Source organism: Haladaptatus sp. T7 (assembly GCF_026008575.1).
GTDB classification, from domain to species: domain Archaea; phylum Halobacteriota; class Halobacteria; order Halobacteriales; family Haladaptataceae; genus Haladaptatus; species Haladaptatus paucihalophilus.
In genome coordinates, this window is record NZ_BROP01000003.1 from 290,913 (window position 1) to 307,276 (window position 16,364).

Below are 16,364 nucleotides of genomic sequence, written 5' to 3' on the forward strand. Positions count from 1 at the left end.
CGAGTGGCTTCTGATTTTGGTTCTCGTGCGATTTCAGCTACGGAGACGACCCTGAAAGCCCCCGCCCGCAACCGCACCGCGACGGCCACACCCTCCCCAACCGATTCCTTCGCATTCGCTCAGTCATCCCTCGCGTGATAACCAAGCAGGCCCTCGGCCATCGCGGCCGAGGGCCTGCTGGCGCACGCGCCACGGCGGTTAGTCAGTAGCGCTCATCCCGATTTTCCGAACGGCTGCGAGCGTGGCGGGGGCTTTCGAGGGCTGTTTCTCAATCGCTGAAATCACGCTGAACGCATAATCACGGCTAAGCAAGCGTACCGAACCACGAAATGGGGGAAGAATACAGGAGAGAAAAATCAACTAGCAGAGTCCGTCGTTACTGACTCGTGGAGACGATTTCCACGACGGAACGGTGGTCCAACTCGGAACTCGAACCGATTTGGCGCTTGCTCCGGCAGTCGATGCCGTGGAGGAACCCATCTCCGATATCGGAGTGCAGGTGGTACGCGAAGTCCTCGGCCGTCGAACCGCCGGGGAGGAGGAAGCAGTCGCGGAAGACGCCCTTCTCGCTGGCGCTGCCGTTGGCCGACCCGGGGAAGACGGCGATGAGGTCGAGTTCGTCGAACAGCGCGGCTTCGAGGGCGCGCTGGACGCCCGTCCCGTCGAACTCGTTGGTGAACTCCCGAATCTGGGCGAGGCCCCCTTCCTGTTCCTCGCTCACGTCGCCCGTGATTTCGAAGTCCGAATCCCCGGCGTCGTAGTCGATGACGCCCTGTTCGGCGGCGTTCTTGAGCGCCTTCTCGGCGTGGGCGCTGGCGGGGATGACGGTCAGGTGTTCGTACTCGGGGTCCGAGGTGATTTCCTCGTAGTTCGCCTGCGCCGCGGGGGTGTCCATCTTGTTCGCCGCGATGACCATCGGCTTGGTGCGCTTGCGAATCTCGCGGGCGAGTTCCTGGCGGTCCTCGTCCTCCCACGTCTCGGGGTCGAGGTCGAGACCGAGCGAGAGGATGACCTGCTTTATCTCGTCCTTGTTCGTCTTGAACGCCGACATCTGTTCCGCGAGGTCCTCCTCGATGTGTTTCTCCTCCCCGGCGTAGCCCGAGCGGAAGCGCTCGATGCCCTTCTCCAGGATTTCGAGGTACCACATGTCGAGTTCGTTTTCGAGGAAGTCGATGTCGTCGCGGGGGTCGTGGCCCTCGGTGGGTTCGCCCTCGATGTCGGTCTTGCCGGAGAAGTCCACGACGTGGACCAACACGTCGGCCTCGTTCAGGTCCGTGAGGAACTGGTTGCCGAGGCCCTTGCCCTCGTGTGCGCCCGGGATGAGTCCGGCCACGTCAACGAGTTTCGTCGGGACGTAGCGCGTGCCCTCCTCGCAGAAACCGACGCTGGGCGTGCAGGACTCGTCGAATTCGGGGGCGGCGCACTCGACGCGGGCGTAGGCCTCGCCGATGGACGGGTCGATTGTCGTGAAGGGGTAGGACCCCTCCGGCACGTCGTTCATCGTCGCGGCGTTGAAGAAGGTCGATTTCCCCACGGAGGGTTTTCCGACCAAGCCGATTTTGTAACTCATTAGGCCGGAGTGGGTGATTGGTGGCTAAAGGGGTTTTCAAACGGTGACACGTCTGTCGAATGATACCGCGTCACTCGGGGTCACGCGGTTGACCGCCGAGTTACTCGATTCCGTTCGGCACGACTCCGTGCCCCGCCCCCGAAATGTCGATTGTCGGTCCTCCGTCCGACGGAATCACGTCCTCCGCGATGAGGAGGTTGCCGTCCAAATCGACGTGTGAGAACGACCCGATTCCGGAGACGAGGTGGGCGCTGGCGTGAATTCCGATGGCGCTTTCGAGCATGCATCCGACCATCAGTTCGACGTTCGCGGCTTCGGCTATCGAGGCGATGTCCCGCGCGGCGAGGAGTCCCGACTTGCCGAGTTTCACGTTTATCACGTCCGCCGCGTCCTCGCGGACGATTCGAATCGCGTCCTCCGGCGTGAACACCGCCTCGTCCGCCGCAATCGGGACCGATACGGCGTCCCGCGCTCGCGCGAGTCCAGTTACGTCCGCCGCGGGGGTCGGCTGTTCGACCAGTGCGAGGTCGATGCCCCGCGATTCGAGTTGGTCCACGAACGCGACGGTTTCCTTCGGCGTCCACCCCTGATTCGCGTCCACCGTTAGTTCCGCGTCGGGTGCGCCCTCGTGCACCGCGGCGACACGGGCGACGTCCTCCGCGACGGTCGTCCCCGTCTTCACCTTCAACTGGTCGAACCCGCGGTCCGCCGCCCGCGCTGCGCCGTCCCGCGCGTCTTCCGGTGGCATGATGCCGATGGTAAAGTCGGTCGTCACGGAGGTAGGCGCGCCGCCGAACAGTTCCGAGAGGGCCATCCCCCGTTCGCGGCAGTAGGCGTCGAGAATCGCGGTTTCGACCGCGAACAGCGCCGACACCATGCCGGGAAACGTCTCTCGGACTTCGGTAACGAGGCTTCGATAGTCGGCGAGGGACTTTCCGTCGAGCAACGTCGTCGCGGCGCGAGCGGTTGCGAGCGCCGCCTCCTGTGTTTCACCCGTCACCGGCGTCAGGGGTGAGCCTTCGCCGTAGCCGGTCACGTCCTCGGTTTCGACCGTCACCAGCACGTTGCTCGCCCGATGTTGCGTGCCGAGCGAGATTTCGAACGGCTCCCGGAGCGGCAGGTCGAGCGGTTCGACCGACACCCGTTCGATTCGCATTACAGCGCCTCGCGGACCGACGCGAGGAGGTCGTCCGCGCCGCCTTCGTCGTAGACGTTCGCCGCAGGGACGGAGTAGTCGATTTCGGCGGGGTCGGCCCACGTCGAAACGGCGGCGACCGTCGCGTCCGAGAGTTGTTCCACGAGGTGCCGCTCCGCTTCAACGCCCGCGACCGGCCACTGGTCGAAGTGGGTTCGCCGGTCACGGTCGGGGTCATCGACCAGCACGACCGCATCGGGCCACGCGCCGTGCAGGAGTCCGAGCGTGACGCTCGAATAGGCGCGGTGGGTGAGCGAGGCTTGGCCCTCCACGAAGACTATATCGTGCTCCTCGGCGACGGCCGACACGAGGTCTTCGACCACGCCAGCGGTGAAATCCGCCGGAACGCGGTCGATGACGACGCCGCGGTGCGCGCCGACCATGATTCCCGTCTGGCCGGTCGCGACCCATCCGGCGTTCAGTCCGGCGCGCTTGGCGGCCCGATAGAGTTCGAACGTCGTCGTCCGCTTGCCGACCGCACAGTCCGTCCCGGCGGTCAACACGATTTGTGCGTCCGCTTCGTCCACGGTCCCGTCGCCGACGCGGAGGTCGTCCTCGCCCGGCGGCTTTCGCACGTCGAAGAGGGTGACGCCGTGTTCGTCCGCGAGCGTTTGCCATCGCTCCTGCTCGGAGAGGAAGACGTGCAGTCCGGAGACGATATCCAGCCCCGCGCGGATGGCCTCCTCGATGTCGCTCACCCACTCGTCCGGTAGCGCACCGCCAGCGGGAGCGACCCCGATGACGAGCGCCTCGGCATCGGGCGCGCGTTCGAGTGCGCCCTCGGTCGAGGAGACTATCGGTACGTCGCGGACGTCCGCGCGTCCGAGAACGTCGCTGGCGGCTTCGTCGGCGTGTGTCGAGTCGATGACGGCCCGTGCGTCGAACAGTTCGCTGTGCATGACGACGCCGTTGGCCGTCTTTCCGTCCATCGTTCCGAACGCTCCCTCGGCGAGAACGATTGCTGGAGCGGGGGCGTCGAACGCGTCCCGGAGGTTCATGTGCTACACAGGCGCATAGCGGGGCAAAACATTACCCCCTTTCATAGAAGGGGGGCCGACGCCCGGTCCCGATTTCAGAGCCGACTCCATGTCAACGTATGTCATTCTCCTTGCCATACGTTTTTGCTCGTCTCATCCGTGTATCACATCAGATGACCACAGCGGAGCACGCCGGACTTCGGGTGACCCTCGACATCTGGCATCCCGACTGCTGGACGCTCGAAGTCACCGAGGGCCGGGCGGCGGGACTCCTCGGCCACGGCGTCCACACCATCGACGGACTGGCGACCGGGCGGTTCACCGTCTACGGCAACACGCGCGAGGAGGTGGATGAACTCGTGGCGGCGATTCGGGACTCCGACTTGACCGACTCCGTGTGGGAAACCGACCACCCGCACGCGACCGAGGATTCTATCGCGTTCGGCAGCGCGAGCAGGGGTATCGTCGTCCACTACGACCTGGGCAACAGCATCAACGACGCGCTGGTCTCGCGCGGGTTCATCCCCGACGAACCGGTGCGGATGTACGGCGGGCGCGAGTACTGGACCGTCATCGTCGAGGTCGAGAAGGACGAACTGCACGACCGAATCGAGGCGGTCTGTGAGGAGATGGACGCCGAAATCCGCGTCCGTCACGTCGCAACCGCCGAAGCCGGCGCTGGCGTCCTCCGCACCGACGACCTCTCGGAGCGCCAACGCGAGGTCTTCGAACTCGCCCGTCAGCGCGGCTATTACGACTGGCCGCGGCACGTGACGGCATCGGAACTGGCCGAGGAGATGGACGTGTCCAAAACCACGCTCCTCGAACACCTCCGAAAGGCCGAAGCGAAACTTCTCGGGTGAGATTTAGTATCATTCAGTATACTTCAGTACTCTTTAGTGTGTTCTAGTATCTCTACAGCGTTGGCGAATCGATACGCGAAAATCCGAACGTGAAACGGGGGGAATCCGCATAATAATACCTCGGCGCGTGCGCCAGCAGGCCATCGGCCGCGATGGCCGAGGGCCTGCTTGGTTATCACGCGAGGGATGACTGAGCGAATGCGAAGGAATCGGTTGGGGAGGGTGTGGCCGTCGCGGTGCGGTTGCGGTTTCAGTGACGTCTGTAATTGCAGTCATAGAAAAACCAACACCACCTCCTTGCGAGCGAACGAGGGCTTCGTGTTTCCTAGCGACTGCAATCGTTCTCGAAGTGCGAACCTCGGATCAACCCACAGAAAATCACTATTCTCACCCACTTCCTAGTCGTCACACCGCACATGCTAGGGACGGGGACTAAGCGGGGACATAGGTGTATGTCATCATATGTCATCATCACACGGCAAAGACAGCAATAGCCTCTCGCGGGACATGGGCCTGTTCGGGGCGATGAGCACCGTCGTCGCGGGGACGCTCGGTGCCGGGTTGTTCGTCACGCTCGGCACGGCGAGTTCCACGACCGGGCCGAGCGTCATCCTCGTCGTGGTCCTCTCCGGACTGCTGGCGATGGCCATCGCGGTGAACTACAGTTGGATGGCGACCATCTTCCCGGCCGCCGCCGGGTCGTACGCCTACATCTCCCGGACGTTCGACAGTCGGCTTCCGGGCTTCATCGTCACGTGGTCGAAGTGGTTAGGGTACATGGCCGCCGACGCCGTGCTCGCGCTGGGCTTCGGCAGCTATCTCCAAGTGTTCTACCCCAGTATCGACCCGACAATCGCTGGCTTCGCGCTCCTCACCGTCCTCTTCCTCGTCAATCTCGTCGGCACGAAGGAGTACAGCCTCTCGCAGAACGCCATCATGGCGGTGTTGATGCTGGCCATCCTCGTCCTCGTCATTCCGGGGTCGTTCCACGTGAACCCCGAGAACTACCAGCCGTTCTTCACCGGGGGCCGGAGCGGGTTCATCCAAGCCGCCGTCCCGCTGTTCTACGCCTACATCGGCATCGCCGTCGCGGGGCAGATGGGCGCCGAAGTGAAGAACCCGTCCAAGAACCTCCCGCTGGCGATGGTCGGTGGGACGCTGGTCCTCGTCGTCCTGTACGTCTGGACGGCCGCCGTCATCTACGGCGTCGTCGGCGACTACACCGTGCTGGCGAACTCCGAGCGGCCGCTCGCAACCGCCGCGGAGTCGTTCCTCGGCGGGAGCGCCACCGCGGTCGTCGCGTTCGGCGGCCTGCTGGCAACCGCCTCCAGCGTCCACGCGGTGATGGCCGCGGGCATCAAGATGCCCTACTCGTGGTCGTGGGACGAGGTGTTCCCGAAGCAGTTCTCCGCGGTGAGCCAGCGGTTCGGCACGCCGCACTACTCGCTCGCCACGCTGTACGTCGTCGCCGCCGCGCTGACGTTCTGGAGCGACGGCCTCAACGAGGCCATCGTCATCGCCACGTTCAGCTACCTCATCGCGTACGCCACGGTCTCGCTGACCCTGCTGTACGTCCGGGCGTCGCGTCCCGACCTCGTGGAGCAAGCGGGCTTCGACTACGGCTGGCTCACCCCCGTCACGGGCGTCGTGGCGACCCTCGGTGCGGTCGGGTTGCTGACCAAGGCCGCGAACTTCGGCGGACTCCCCGCCGCGCTCGGCGACTTCATCACCGGGCTTCCAGGTGCGTTCGGCGACTTCTTCGCCGCGCCGTTGGCCGGAACCGTTCCGCTCGTGAGCGCGTTCCGCGCGACGGTGGTGAACGCGTACTGGACCGCGTTCGAGGCCGCGCCCACGCTCCGCATCTACCTCCCGTGGATGGTCGTGGGACTCGGCATCTTCGCCGTCTACTGGCGACTCGGAAACCAGCGCGGGACCGACGTCGGCGCGATTCTCGACACGCTCCCGGGCGTGGCGAGCGACGACCACGACCCGACCATCGGGGATGTGACCTCGGATGACTGAACCCGCTGAATCCGCTGAACTCGCGCGGATCGACCCGGACGAGACCATCTCCCTCCTGCAGGAGATGGTGCAGATTCCCTCGCCGTACTTCGAAGAGCACGAACTGAGCGAGTTCGTGTACGACTGGCTGGATTCGCGCGACCTCGACCCCGAGTACCACCACGTCAGCGAGCCGAAAATCACGGAGTACGAGGGCGATAACGTGCTCGCCCGACTGGAAGGAAGCGACCCGGATGCCCCCACGCTCCTGCTCAACGCGCACATGGACACCGTGCTGTTGGTCGAGGATTGGGAGGAAGACCCCTGCTCGGGGCGCATCGAAGACGGCAAACTGTACGGACAGGGGGCCTGCGACATGAAGGGCGGCCTCGCCGCGGTCATGGTCGCCTTCGAAGCGCTGGCGGAGTCGGACGTTGACCTCGCGGGCGACGTCGTTCTCTCCGCCGTGGTGGACGAGGAGGGGCCGTACGGACTCGGCACCGACCGCCTCATCCGCGACGGCTACACCGACGACTACGACGCCGCCATCGTGACGGAACCCGGCCCGATTCTCGCACAGGAGGAGGACATCGACAATCCCGCGCTCCTCCTCGGCGCTCGCGGGCGCTTCCTCTACGACATCGAAGTGAAAGGCCACGCGGCCCACGGGTCGCAACCGCACAAGGGAACCAACGCCGTCGTAGACGCCGGGAAGGTCGCCGACGCGCTCTCCAATCTCGACGTGGGAAGCCATCCGAAACTCGGCGACGGGTCGGTCTGTCCCCTTCTACTGGAGGGCGGCAGCCAAACGCTCTCGGTTCCCGAACGCGCCCAGCTCATGGTGGACCGCCACGTCGTCCTCGGCGAAACGGAGGAAATCGTGCGCGAACAGGCAGAGGAGGCCGTCGCGGCCCTCGACATCGAGAGCGAGGTGGAAATCGGCTTCCGCGAGTCGCCGGACCCCGGCATCAAGTACGGACCCTACGTCACGCCGGAGGACCACGACCTCGTGACGTCGCTCGTCGGCGCGACGGAATCCGTCGCGGGCGTCGAACCGGAGTTCGGCTACTTCGCCAGCGTCGGCGACTTCAACTACCTCGGCGACCGCGCGGACCTCCCGACCGTCATCGTCGGGCCGGACGGCGAGAACATCCACGGCGCGGGCGAGTTCGTCTACACCGACGAAGTTGTCGAGACGGCGCGAATCGTCGCCGAGGGCGCGATGCGCTTCGTCGGGTCGGAGGAGCATTTTGTCGGGTCAGAGTAGAAACGTACCGCGAGGGAAACGGTTTCCCTGCTCTCAGTTCGCCGGTTCGATGTTCTGGTTCACGTGGAAGAAGTTGTCGGGGTCGTACGTCGCCTTGACCGCACGCAACCGTTCGTAGTTGTCGCCGTAGCTGGCCTGTATCCGATTCTCCCCTTCCTCCATCATGAAGTTGATGTACGAGCCACCGACCGTGTGCGGGTGGAGCGCATGCCAGTAGTCGCGGGCCCACTTGGTGATTTTCTTGTCGTTCGCCGGGTCGGCATCGACGCCCACGATAACCATCGACCACGTCGCGTCGCGAACGCTCCACGCGGTCTCGTCCGGTGCGACGTCGTGGACCGCCCCGTCGATGGGATAGAGGTGCATCGTCGATTTCGGGGTCGGCACCTCGCTAAAACGCTCGTGGACGGCGATGGCGTCGTCGGTCAACTCGCGCACGTAATCCCCCTTCCAGTACCACTGGTCGCCCGGCGGGTAGAGGCCGTCGAACATGCCTTGGATCGCCGGATAGGGCATCGACTCGACGTGCTCGAATAACGGTTCGGCGGCGTCGCGGGCCGACTGGAGCGCCGCATCGGTTTCGGCTTCCGACCCCAGACAGCACCACATCAGTCCGCACACGTTCTTACCGTGGAGTTCTTCCGGGAATGGTTCGCCCGGCACCTCGGCAATCAGGTAAAACGCGTACACGTCCTCCGGGGCCTGCGGGAGCCACTCGCGGTACCAGCGCATCGTCGTTTCGAGTTCCGATATCGGCCAGAACAGCGGCCCCCCGACCACCGTGTCTACCGGGTGCAACTCGTATTCGAACGAGACGACCACGCCGAAGTTGCCGCCGCCGCCCCGAAGCGCCCAGAACAGGTCTTCGTGCTCGTCCTCGCTCGCGCGAACCAAGCGTCCATCCGCGAGTACCACATCCGCGCTCAGCAGGTTGTCGATGGTCAGGCCGTATTTCCGGGTCAGATAGCCGTGTCCACCGCCGAGGGTCAGGCCGCTAACCCCGGTCGTCGAGATGACTCCGCTCACAGTTGCGAGGCCGAACGCGTGGGTCGCGGAATCCACGTCACCCCACGTGCACCCGGGTTCGACTCGCACGGTTTTCGCGTCCGGGTCCACGTGGATGCCCGTCATGCCCGACAGGTCGATGACCAGTCCGTCGTCCACCAGTCCCAGACCTGGACCGCTGTGCCCCCCGCTTCGGATGGCGACTTCGAAGTCCTGTTCGCGAGCGAACTTCACGGCCGCGATTACGTCCCCGACGTTGGCACACCGAACGATGAGTCCGGGACGTTTGTCTATCATCGCGTTGTAAATCGTGCGCGCGTCGTCGAACTCCGGGTCGTCCGGCCGAATCACCGTCCCTCGAAGGCCCTCCCGAAATCGTTCGATGGTCGTTTCGTCAGCGTCTTTCGCTGTCGTTGCCATTGTGTTCCCCCCTCTGTCGCGCCCATTCAGACGCCGTTCGTGTCCGAATCACCATCACAGCGAGCGCTAGTTCTCCTACTCCACCCACAACGTTAGATGTTATCAACTGTCAAACGATGGCGGCGATATCCACGGAATCCACATCGCATTCGAACGAACTTCGATAAACGTCGTATGGCTCGGTTGGCGAATCGCCGAACACCCCGCACCGGAGGCGGCCCGCCTATACGACTCGATTGGTGAGTTCCTCGTCGGCGTCGATGTGCAGCGTGTTCTCCCGAACGAGTTCCGCGATGTGGCGGTAGTAATCGACCTCCGCCGCGGCGGCGTGGGGCGTGACGATAACGTCGTCCATGTCCCACAGCGGCGAGTCCTCGGGGAGCGGTTCCTCCTCGAACACGTCGAGGGCGGCACCGGCGATGTCGCCGCCCTGCAACGCCGCGACCAAGGCGTCTTGGTCGGCACAATCCCCGCGAGCCACGTTGACGAAGTAGGCGTCGTCCCGCATGGCGTCGAACTCCGCTTCGCCCATCAGACCCTCCGTCTCGTCGGTGAGGGGGGTCGCCAGCGCGACGAACCGAGCGTCCGAGATTGCTTCGTGGAGGTCGTCGTTCGCGTACACCGTCCGAACGTGCGGTACCGACTCGGCGGACCGGCGAACGCCCGTAACGTGCATGCCGATGGCGTCTGCGCGCTTGGCGATTCCCTGCCCGAGGGTGCCGAGGCCGACCACGCATATCGGCTCGTGCTGGAGCGTGAACGGCTCGTCCCAGTCCGGGCGGTTCCACTCGTGGGCGGCTTGCTGACGAGCGAAAGCGTGGAGACGACGGGCGATTTCGAGCATGGTTCCCAACACGGTTTCGCCGACGCTGGTGCCGTGAATCCCCGTGCTGTTCGTCAGGATGATACCCGCTTCTTCGAGCTCGGAGAGCGGGAAGCGGTCGTACCCCGCCTGAATCGAGTGTATCCATTCGAGGTCGGCGTCGAGGAAGGACTCTCGATAGGCGAACGTGACGAGCGCATCGCAATCAGCGAGCGCGTCGCGGTCACCGTCACCGACCACCGCGACCGTCGGGTCGAGCGCGGAGAGTTCCTCGCGCAACTGCTCGGGCGGGAAGACGGCTTCGACCGACTCGTGGATTCCGAGGTGGGAAATCTGCATGCGGAAAGGTACCAACGGCGTCGGAATGAATCTTCGGAAGGGGGAAGGCAATACCGCCCAACCGCCACGCGGCATCGGTAGTTTACTGTCGGTTCGTTTCGAAGACGGCCGCAATGACGGGACGCGGCGACGTCGGCGGGTGGTCGTTCGAGGGACGCGAATGTACTGTCAGGAAACACCTCCTCCGCGAAGAGTTTCGGGTGACCGACCCGGACGGGAACACGCTGCTCACCACCGAACGCAAGGTCGCGGAGGGGCGGGCCACGTTTCCGTTTCGGGACTCCGAGGGAAACGCCGTCTTCCGCGTCGATTCTGGCCAGACCTTCGACATCGAGGGGGAGTACACGCTCGTGAAATCGGAGACGGACGAACCCGAACTCGTCCTCTCGCGGGAGTTGGACTTTCGCCGCCACCACTGGACCATCGACCGACCGGACGGGGAACGCATCGCCGAGTTGTCCTCCCGCCGGGGCATCGCTGGCGCGCTGAACACCGTCGTGGACGTGTTCTCGCCGTTCCCGCGCACGTTCACCGTCACGGCACCGAACGGCGAACACGTCGGGACGATTTCTGGACGGCTCTCGCCGCGGACCGCCTACGACGTGCGTATCGAACGCCCCGGAGCGATTCCGCGGACGACGCTCACCGCTGGCGCGGTAGCCGTCGCGGTGCTCGAAAGCGTGTAGGAAGAGATTCCTCTCGGGGCGTATCGAAAGGGCGGCTCGGGGAAAATCCTCGTCACAAGGGGCTCGGAGGGGTGAACAGTTTCAACTGATTGATTCGTTCTTTCGTGAATTAGCGGTGGTTCGGTGTTAATCCCTTCATCACAAGGGGCTCAGTGGGGGTAACATTTCGTCATCACCACCATCAGAGGATAGAATCGGCGGGGTAAAAAGCGTCACGTAGTTGAATTCGCTTATTTTCAATAGTTGGCTCAGATTCAGGGTATGTTAGAGAACGGCACTGTCTAGTTTAGCTCCTCTTCGACAGGTGTTCGGTTGTTGAGCGATCACCGCGACCTGCGTCGGCGCTGCCGACGGCGGGTTGGAGACGCTATCAGATATCCGATGGATCCATTGAAAATCGCTCGATGCGAACGTTTTACGCCGAGAGGCGCAAGAATCGCTTTTGTTTCCCTGAGCGAACGCCCGGTCGCGTGGAGCCGGGTGGCGAACGACCGTCAGGGCATTCGCCGTCCGCTCATGCTCCCAACAGTCAATCCTAGCCGTCTCTAAACTCTTTTTGAGCAGGTTTGAGAGTAGCATGAATCACTAGCTCTTCGACCTGCTCGTCCTTATCTAGACAGTGCCCTCCGAGCTATCGTTGCGGACGCGGGTGAAGTCGGGGACTCTGTGCCGATCGTTTACCTTGTCAGTAACCCACTGAAGCTTGTCAGCTGTCTCACTCATAACATCGACAAAGCACTCTGAACATTCAATACCGGAATGAGACCTACTACTAGATCGTAGGCCAATTACGACACGTTCGCGCTAGTCTTCCATCGGGTGACAATGGTGATCGTCACCCATCCACCGATACGACCGCATCCTCGACCGAATAGAGGGGCGACGCACAGACTTATCCCCCCAGCAAACACCCAGAAGATGACTCTGGACAGCGGCCATACCGCCGTGATATCGACCGTTACGAGGAAAATGAGCACAGCGACGAGACCACCAAGGAACCCAGCGCGGAGTCCGGCAGCACTTGGTTCTGTTGAGCGGATTGCAGCGATGCCTCCCGCGACGAGCGCCCCAACAATCATAATTCCACCGCCGATAGTCGCCTCCGAATTCGGAAGCCAGTTGATAATGGCTGAGACCGGGAGCGAGACCAGTGCGCCGATGAGCGCGTATCCCCATGCTGGGGAGAGAATGCGAACGTGAGACGGGGAAACCATTTTCGTATTTATTGTGAGCTGGGACGTATATAGTTTCAGAAATACCCTTGATGGGTTGAAGCACGAGGAATCAGGCCGACTAATCGGCTGCCGATTCGGGTCCACGGAGCTACGTCAGTCAAGACTACTCTATTTTTCTCCAAGTGCGTGACTGTCTTCTATCCACAGCCCATTCATACGTTGTTGCACGATATCAGGCAGTGTCTGGAGATGCGAAACAGCAGATAAAAGTCTGCATCAACGTCACCACGGATACGAGATAGACGTGTTTCGAATCGGTGTCGCAGACGATATCCTCCGTCTGTTGACCGACGCAAACGATACGGAATTTACGATTCCCGAACTCGTCGATGTGACAGCGGTGACTCGTTCGATAGTCTGGCGGGCCGTACAACTGCTAGACGATCTCGGCGTCGTCCGAATCCGCGAGACGCCATAGCGGAACTACGTTTCCATCGACCCTAGCCGCCTCCAGAAAGACGACCCGATACTTGCCATCGGGCGGCCGGAGTTTCACGACCCAGTTCGAGCGTTCATCGAGGAGGTCCAGTTTGCACTCGGTGAGAGGGACGATATCGAGACTGTCGTCGGTATCGTCCTGTTCGGTAGCGTTGCTCGCGGTGAGGCGGACAGGCAGAGTGACATCGCCTCTTCATCGTCGTCGATGGCAACAGAACGAGTGCCAGACGGTGCACAACAGACGTGGTCGGTGAGTTGAGCGAACGCCGGTTCGACGGCGACCGGTTCGACTTCGAAACGTACGTCGAATCGACCGAGAGCACGCGACGGGCGGGCAGGAAATTGCGAGATATCTTCGAGGAGGGTATTACTATGTACGGAACCGAACAGCTTCAGTCGATTCGAAAGGAGGTCTTCGCGGATGAGTAGTTCGAGAATCGAGACGTTTGACTCTTGCGCGTTCGGTCAGTCGTTCCACTCGGCTAATTCCCGCAGTTCGTCGGCTACCGCCTCGATGCCTTCCCGCTCCAAAAGGCCGCGTTCGGTGACGTAGCCCGAAACGAACTCGGCTGGCGTCACGTCGAACGTCGGATTCAGGACCGACAGGTCCGCGTCGCCGTCGTACACCGCATCCGGGTTTCCTTCTTCCAGCACGAGGTCGTCCCCGGTTCGGACCTTGTCCGTCGCGGTGACGACGAACACCGGAACGTCCTCGTTTCTCGCTGCCAACGCCGCCACTCGGGTTCCGGTCTTGTTCACCACGTCGCCGTTCGGGAGGACGGAATCGGCTCCGACGACGACGCGGTCCACGTCCTCCGTCGCCAGCACGTGCGCTATCGCGGCGTCGGTGTGAAGCGTCACGTTCGTCGCGTCGGCCAGCGACTCCGCGACGCCGACGCCTTCGAGGGCGGGGCGGGATTCGGCGACGAACACGCGGTCCGCGGCGCGAAGCGCGTCCAGCACCGTCCCGGAGCGCGAGAGCGTCAGCACCGTTTCATCGGCGACCTGCTCGCGGGCGTTGCGCGTCGCCGCCTCGTCCACGCGATAGGCGCGTTCGATGCCGTCGATTGCGGCGCGTTCGACCGCTTCGGGGGTTCGGTCGTCGGTCGCATCGGACATGACGCGGTTCACGCGGTTCGCCAGCGCGGCCATGCTCGGTCGAGCGTCGATAAGGTCCGCCGCGAGTCGGGTCAGTTCGTCCCAGTCGCCGCCGCGGACCGCGCACAGTCCGGCCCGGTCGCGGAGAACTTCGAGCGCCCGAACGGAGATATACGCGGACCCGTGTTCGGCGTCCTCGGCGACGGATTCGACCGTGGGCGCGACGCGGTCGTAGGAGGTCCACAGGTCCGGCACCGTCTCGCGCCGAAGGATTTCGGTCGGGGGAACCCACGCCGTCTCGGTCGTCTCCCAGTCCGTGGTCGCGTCCCGACTCGCACAGTCGAACAGGTACGGGTGAACGACCCAGCGCTTGTCGAGCGAGTCGTCGGCCACGTCGAAGGTGTCCCCGGCGCGGACGAACGTGCAGGCGGAGAGCAGTCCGGTTTCCTCCTCGATTTCCTCGCGTGCGAGCGCGTCCGGGTCGCCCTCCGCGTGTCCGGCGACCCCGCCCCACTGCCCCGAATAGGACCCGACGTCCTCGCTTCTCCGGAGGAGCAACACCGCACCGCGGTTACGCAGAAAGCAGGTGACGACGTGGGTTTCGTCCATGGGAAGGGAGACGGGCCAGTGGCAGTTGAACCCTCGGGCGAGAGGAGCGACGTCGAATACGCCGCCGATTCAGCGGTCGTACGCGGCGACGGTCTTCCCGTATCCGGCGATAACCGCGTCGTCGAGGAGGACGGGACGCATCGTCGCCCTGTCGGGCAGGTCGTACTTCGTCAACCGTTTGCCACCGGTGGCGAAGACGGAGAGGTTCTTTCGAAACTCGCGGTTCCCGCGGTCCGTCTCGACTTTCTCCATGGTCTCGGCGACGATGCCGTCCTCGGTCACGGTGAGCGGCGTCCCGTAGCTGACGCGCGTTCGCCAGCGTTCCGCGCCGGTATCGAGGTGGAAGGCGATGAGGTACGTCTCAGTCTCGAATACGGTTCGGTGATGATTCGAGTAGAGCGACAACACGGCGTAGACGGTCGAGTCGGCCACCGCGGGCACGGTGTCCACGGACGCGATCCAACTGCTCTCGGTCTGCCAGCGTATCGAACCATCCGCGGCGTCGAGGGCGGTCATCCCGCCCCGAGTAGCGACGAGAACTGAATCCCCGCGGTGTGCCAACCGCGCCCCCTTCCCGATCTCGCACCGCCAGAGCGTCGCCCCGTCGTCCGCGCGGTAGGCGCGGACGACACCGGACGGGGACGCGGCGAAGACGCGCTCGCCGTCGGCGGCGATGGACGCCCGAGCGGTGCCGAACGGGCGGATCCAGCGAATCCGTTCGGCGGTCAAATCGAGCGCGAAGACGACGTATTTGCCGAACTCGTCGCTGTAGCCGACGCCGAACATGGACGACCCCAAAACGACCGGAGCGTAGTGGCCGAGCGCCAAGTACCCGGTTCGAAGTCGCGTTTGGGAACTGCCGTCGAGCGCGACGGTGCGGACGATGCCCTCGGATTCGACGAGCGCGCGGTGGTCGTAAACGACCGGGGGCGTCTTGACCTGTATCAGTTCGGCGAGTCGTTGGTACTCGCCGGAGAATCGAAGGTGACCGAGTTCGCCGTCGGGCGTGAACGTCGTTGCGATGACGAGGCCACCGTCGGAGAGAGTCGTCGCTCGTGCCGGGGTCCCGTCGAATTCGACCGACCAGCGCGGGTCTTGACGGGGCGACTGCGCTTGGAGGGCGCTACAGCCGCTGCCGAGTATCGACAGGCCGAGGCCGGAAATACGCAGAAAGCCGCGTCGAGACGAACGACCGACCATAGTCTGAAAACCATCAGCGAAGACTAAAACGTTCCGACGCATCGCGCTCAAACGTTTTTCTACCCGGGCGACGAAACGGCGACCATGCTCCGGGTCGCCGTCATCAGCGACACGCACATCCCGTCGCGCGCGAACCGAATTCCCGACTGGGTTCGAACCCGAATCATGCGTGCGGACCACACGATTCACGCCGGGGATTTCGATTCGGCGGACGCGCTGGCGTCGGTTCACGAACTGACGGACGGCAACTACACCGCCGTCGGCGGAAACACCGACCCGAAGTCGCTTCGCTTGCCCGACGTGGCGACCCTCGAAGTCGGCGGCGTCACCTTCGTCGTCACGCACGGAACGGGACCGAAACGCGGATACAGGGAACGGGTCGCTCGAATCGTCCGCGAGACGGTCGAGGAAGAAACCTCGGCGAAGCGAGCGACGGACGCGTCCGTCGTCGGCGTCGGGGGGCACACGCACCGACCGATGGACGAGACGGTCGATGGCGTCCGCCTGTTGAATCCGGGGAGCGCGACGGGCGCGGCCCCGGCGGAGATGGCGACGATGTTCGTCGTAACCGTCGAGGACGGCGAGATGGACGTCCAGAAACACGAAAGCTGACCCGTTTTGCACCTTCCGGGCGGGTT

The 16,364-nt window shown here is 63.7% G+C and carries 16 protein-coding genes and 1 pseudogene; 8 read left to right on the forward strand and 9 right to left on the reverse strand.

Annotation, left to right across the window (positions count from 1 at the left end; all coding sequences use genetic code 11):
* Nucleotides 1-376: 376 nt before the first annotated feature.
* The 3 genes from OPC11_RS10665 to OPC11_RS10675 all read right to left on the reverse strand — a co-directional run bounded on the left by OPC11_RS10665 (nucleotide 377) and on the right by OPC11_RS10675 (nucleotide 3,763).
* On the reverse strand, nucleotides 377-1,570 hold the full coding sequence (locus OPC11_RS10665) for a redox-regulated ATPase YchF (protein WP_264781855.1): 1,194 nt from the start codon (nucleotides 1,568-1,570) through the stop codon (nucleotides 377-379).
* A gap of 100 nt (nucleotides 1,571-1,670) precedes the next feature.
* Complete coding sequence (locus OPC11_RS10670) at nucleotides 1,671-2,726, reverse strand: dipeptide epimerase (RefSeq protein WP_007979735.1); 1,056 nt, start codon at nucleotides 2,724-2,726, stop codon at nucleotides 1,671-1,673.
* Nucleotides 2,726-3,763 (reverse strand): DUF1611 domain-containing protein, encoded by a 1,038-nt coding sequence (locus OPC11_RS10675; RefSeq protein ID WP_264781856.1) that lies wholly within the window; start codon nucleotides 3,761-3,763, stop codon nucleotides 2,726-2,728. The genes OPC11_RS10670 and OPC11_RS10675 overlap by 1 nt, the downstream gene beginning before the upstream one ends.
* Nucleotides 3,764-3,915: 152 nt before the next feature.
* Between OPC11_RS10675 and OPC11_RS10680 the strand changes: the two genes are divergently transcribed.
* The 3 genes from OPC11_RS10680 (at nucleotide 3,916) to OPC11_RS10690 (ending at nucleotide 7,873) form a co-directional block, all read left to right on the forward strand.
* On the forward strand, nucleotides 3,916-4,605 hold the full coding sequence (locus OPC11_RS10680; protein ID WP_007979733.1) for a helix-turn-helix domain-containing protein: 690 nt from the start codon (nucleotides 3,916-3,918) through the stop codon (nucleotides 4,603-4,605).
* Between the two features lie 462 nt (nucleotides 4,606-5,067).
* A complete protein-coding gene (locus OPC11_RS10685; protein WP_026177839.1) occupies nucleotides 5,068-6,627 on the forward strand; it encodes an APC family permease in 1,560 nt (519 codons plus the stop codon).
* The gene (locus OPC11_RS10690; protein ID WP_264781857.1) at nucleotides 6,620-7,873 is read left to right on the forward strand and encodes a M20/M25/M40 family metallo-hydrolase; all 1,254 of its coding nucleotides are present in this window, start codon (nucleotides 6,620-6,622) and stop codon (nucleotides 7,871-7,873) included. The genes OPC11_RS10685 and OPC11_RS10690 overlap by 8 nt, the downstream gene beginning before the upstream one ends.
* Nucleotides 7,874-7,906: 33 nt before the next feature.
* On the opposite strand, the gene OPC11_RS10695 is transcribed toward OPC11_RS10690, so the two are convergent.
* Together OPC11_RS10695 and ddh are read right to left on the reverse strand one after the other, a co-directional pair.
* Nucleotides 7,907-9,298 carry an FAD-binding oxidoreductase gene (locus OPC11_RS10695; RefSeq protein WP_264781858.1) on the reverse strand — a complete coding sequence of 464 codons (1,392 nt, stop codon included), beginning with the start codon at nucleotides 9,296-9,298 and terminating at the stop codon, nucleotides 7,907-7,909.
* 223 nt (nucleotides 9,299-9,521) lie between these two features.
* Nucleotides 9,522-10,460, reverse strand: coding sequence for a D-2-hydroxyacid dehydrogenase (ddh, locus tag OPC11_RS10700; RefSeq protein WP_069450187.1), 939 nt, complete (start codon nucleotides 10,458-10,460; stop codon nucleotides 9,522-9,524).
* A gap of 113 nt (nucleotides 10,461-10,573) precedes the next feature.
* Here ddh and OPC11_RS10705 point away from each other — a divergent pair, with 113 nt between their 5' ends.
* Nucleotides 10,574-11,146: a hypothetical protein gene (locus OPC11_RS10705; RefSeq protein WP_264781859.1), complete on the forward strand. Its 573-nt coding sequence runs from the start codon at nucleotides 10,574-10,576 to the stop codon at nucleotides 11,144-11,146.
* Between the two features lie 324 nt (nucleotides 11,147-11,470).
* Here OPC11_RS10705 and OPC11_RS10710 read toward each other — a convergent pair.
* Both OPC11_RS10710 and OPC11_RS10715 read right to left on the reverse strand, forming a co-directional pair.
* Nucleotides 11,471-11,725: pseudogene (locus tag OPC11_RS10710) on the reverse strand (IS6 family transposase); the annotation flags it as partial.
* 209 nt (nucleotides 11,726-11,934) lie between these two features.
* Nucleotides 11,935-12,360 carry a DUF5518 domain-containing protein gene (locus OPC11_RS10715; RefSeq protein ID WP_264781860.1) on the reverse strand — a complete coding sequence of 142 codons (426 nt, stop codon included), beginning with the start codon at nucleotides 12,358-12,360 and terminating at the stop codon, nucleotides 11,935-11,937.
* 265 nt (nucleotides 12,361-12,625) lie between these two features.
* Between OPC11_RS10715 and OPC11_RS10720 the strand changes: the two genes are divergently transcribed.
* From OPC11_RS10720 to OPC11_RS10730, 3 genes are all read left to right on the forward strand, one after another.
* The gene (locus OPC11_RS10720; RefSeq protein WP_232423794.1) at nucleotides 12,626-12,799 is read left to right on the forward strand and encodes an HTH domain-containing protein; all 174 of its coding nucleotides are present in this window, start codon (nucleotides 12,626-12,628) and stop codon (nucleotides 12,797-12,799) included.
* 159 nt (nucleotides 12,800-12,958) lie between these two features.
* Nucleotides 12,959-13,078, forward strand: a complete 120-nt coding sequence (locus OPC11_RS10725; RefSeq protein ID WP_234944732.1) for a hypothetical protein — start codon at nucleotides 12,959-12,961, stop codon at nucleotides 13,076-13,078.
* On the forward strand, nucleotides 13,063-13,248 hold the full coding sequence (locus tag OPC11_RS10730; protein ID WP_026177838.1) for a hypothetical protein: 186 nt from the start codon (nucleotides 13,063-13,065) through the stop codon (nucleotides 13,246-13,248). Before OPC11_RS10725 ends, OPC11_RS10730 begins: the two co-directional genes overlap by 16 nt.
* Nucleotides 13,249-13,284: 36 nt before the next feature.
* Here OPC11_RS10730 and OPC11_RS10735 read toward each other — a convergent pair whose 3' ends face one another.
* Complete coding sequence (locus tag OPC11_RS10735) at nucleotides 13,285-14,526, reverse strand: NUDIX domain-containing protein (RefSeq protein ID WP_264781861.1); 1,242 nt, start codon at nucleotides 14,524-14,526, stop codon at nucleotides 13,285-13,287.
* 69 nt (nucleotides 14,527-14,595) lie between these two features.
* Nucleotides 14,596-15,726, reverse strand: a complete 1,131-nt coding sequence (locus OPC11_RS10740) for a PQQ-binding-like beta-propeller repeat protein (protein WP_264781862.1) — start codon at nucleotides 15,724-15,726, stop codon at nucleotides 14,596-14,598.
* Between the two features lie 84 nt (nucleotides 15,727-15,810).
* On the opposite strand from OPC11_RS10740, the gene OPC11_RS10745 reads away from it, so the two are divergent.
* Nucleotides 15,811-16,338, forward strand: a complete 528-nt coding sequence (locus OPC11_RS10745; RefSeq protein WP_007979750.1) for a metallophosphoesterase family protein — start codon at nucleotides 15,811-15,813, stop codon at nucleotides 16,336-16,338.
* Nucleotides 16,339-16,364: the final 26 nt, after the last annotated feature.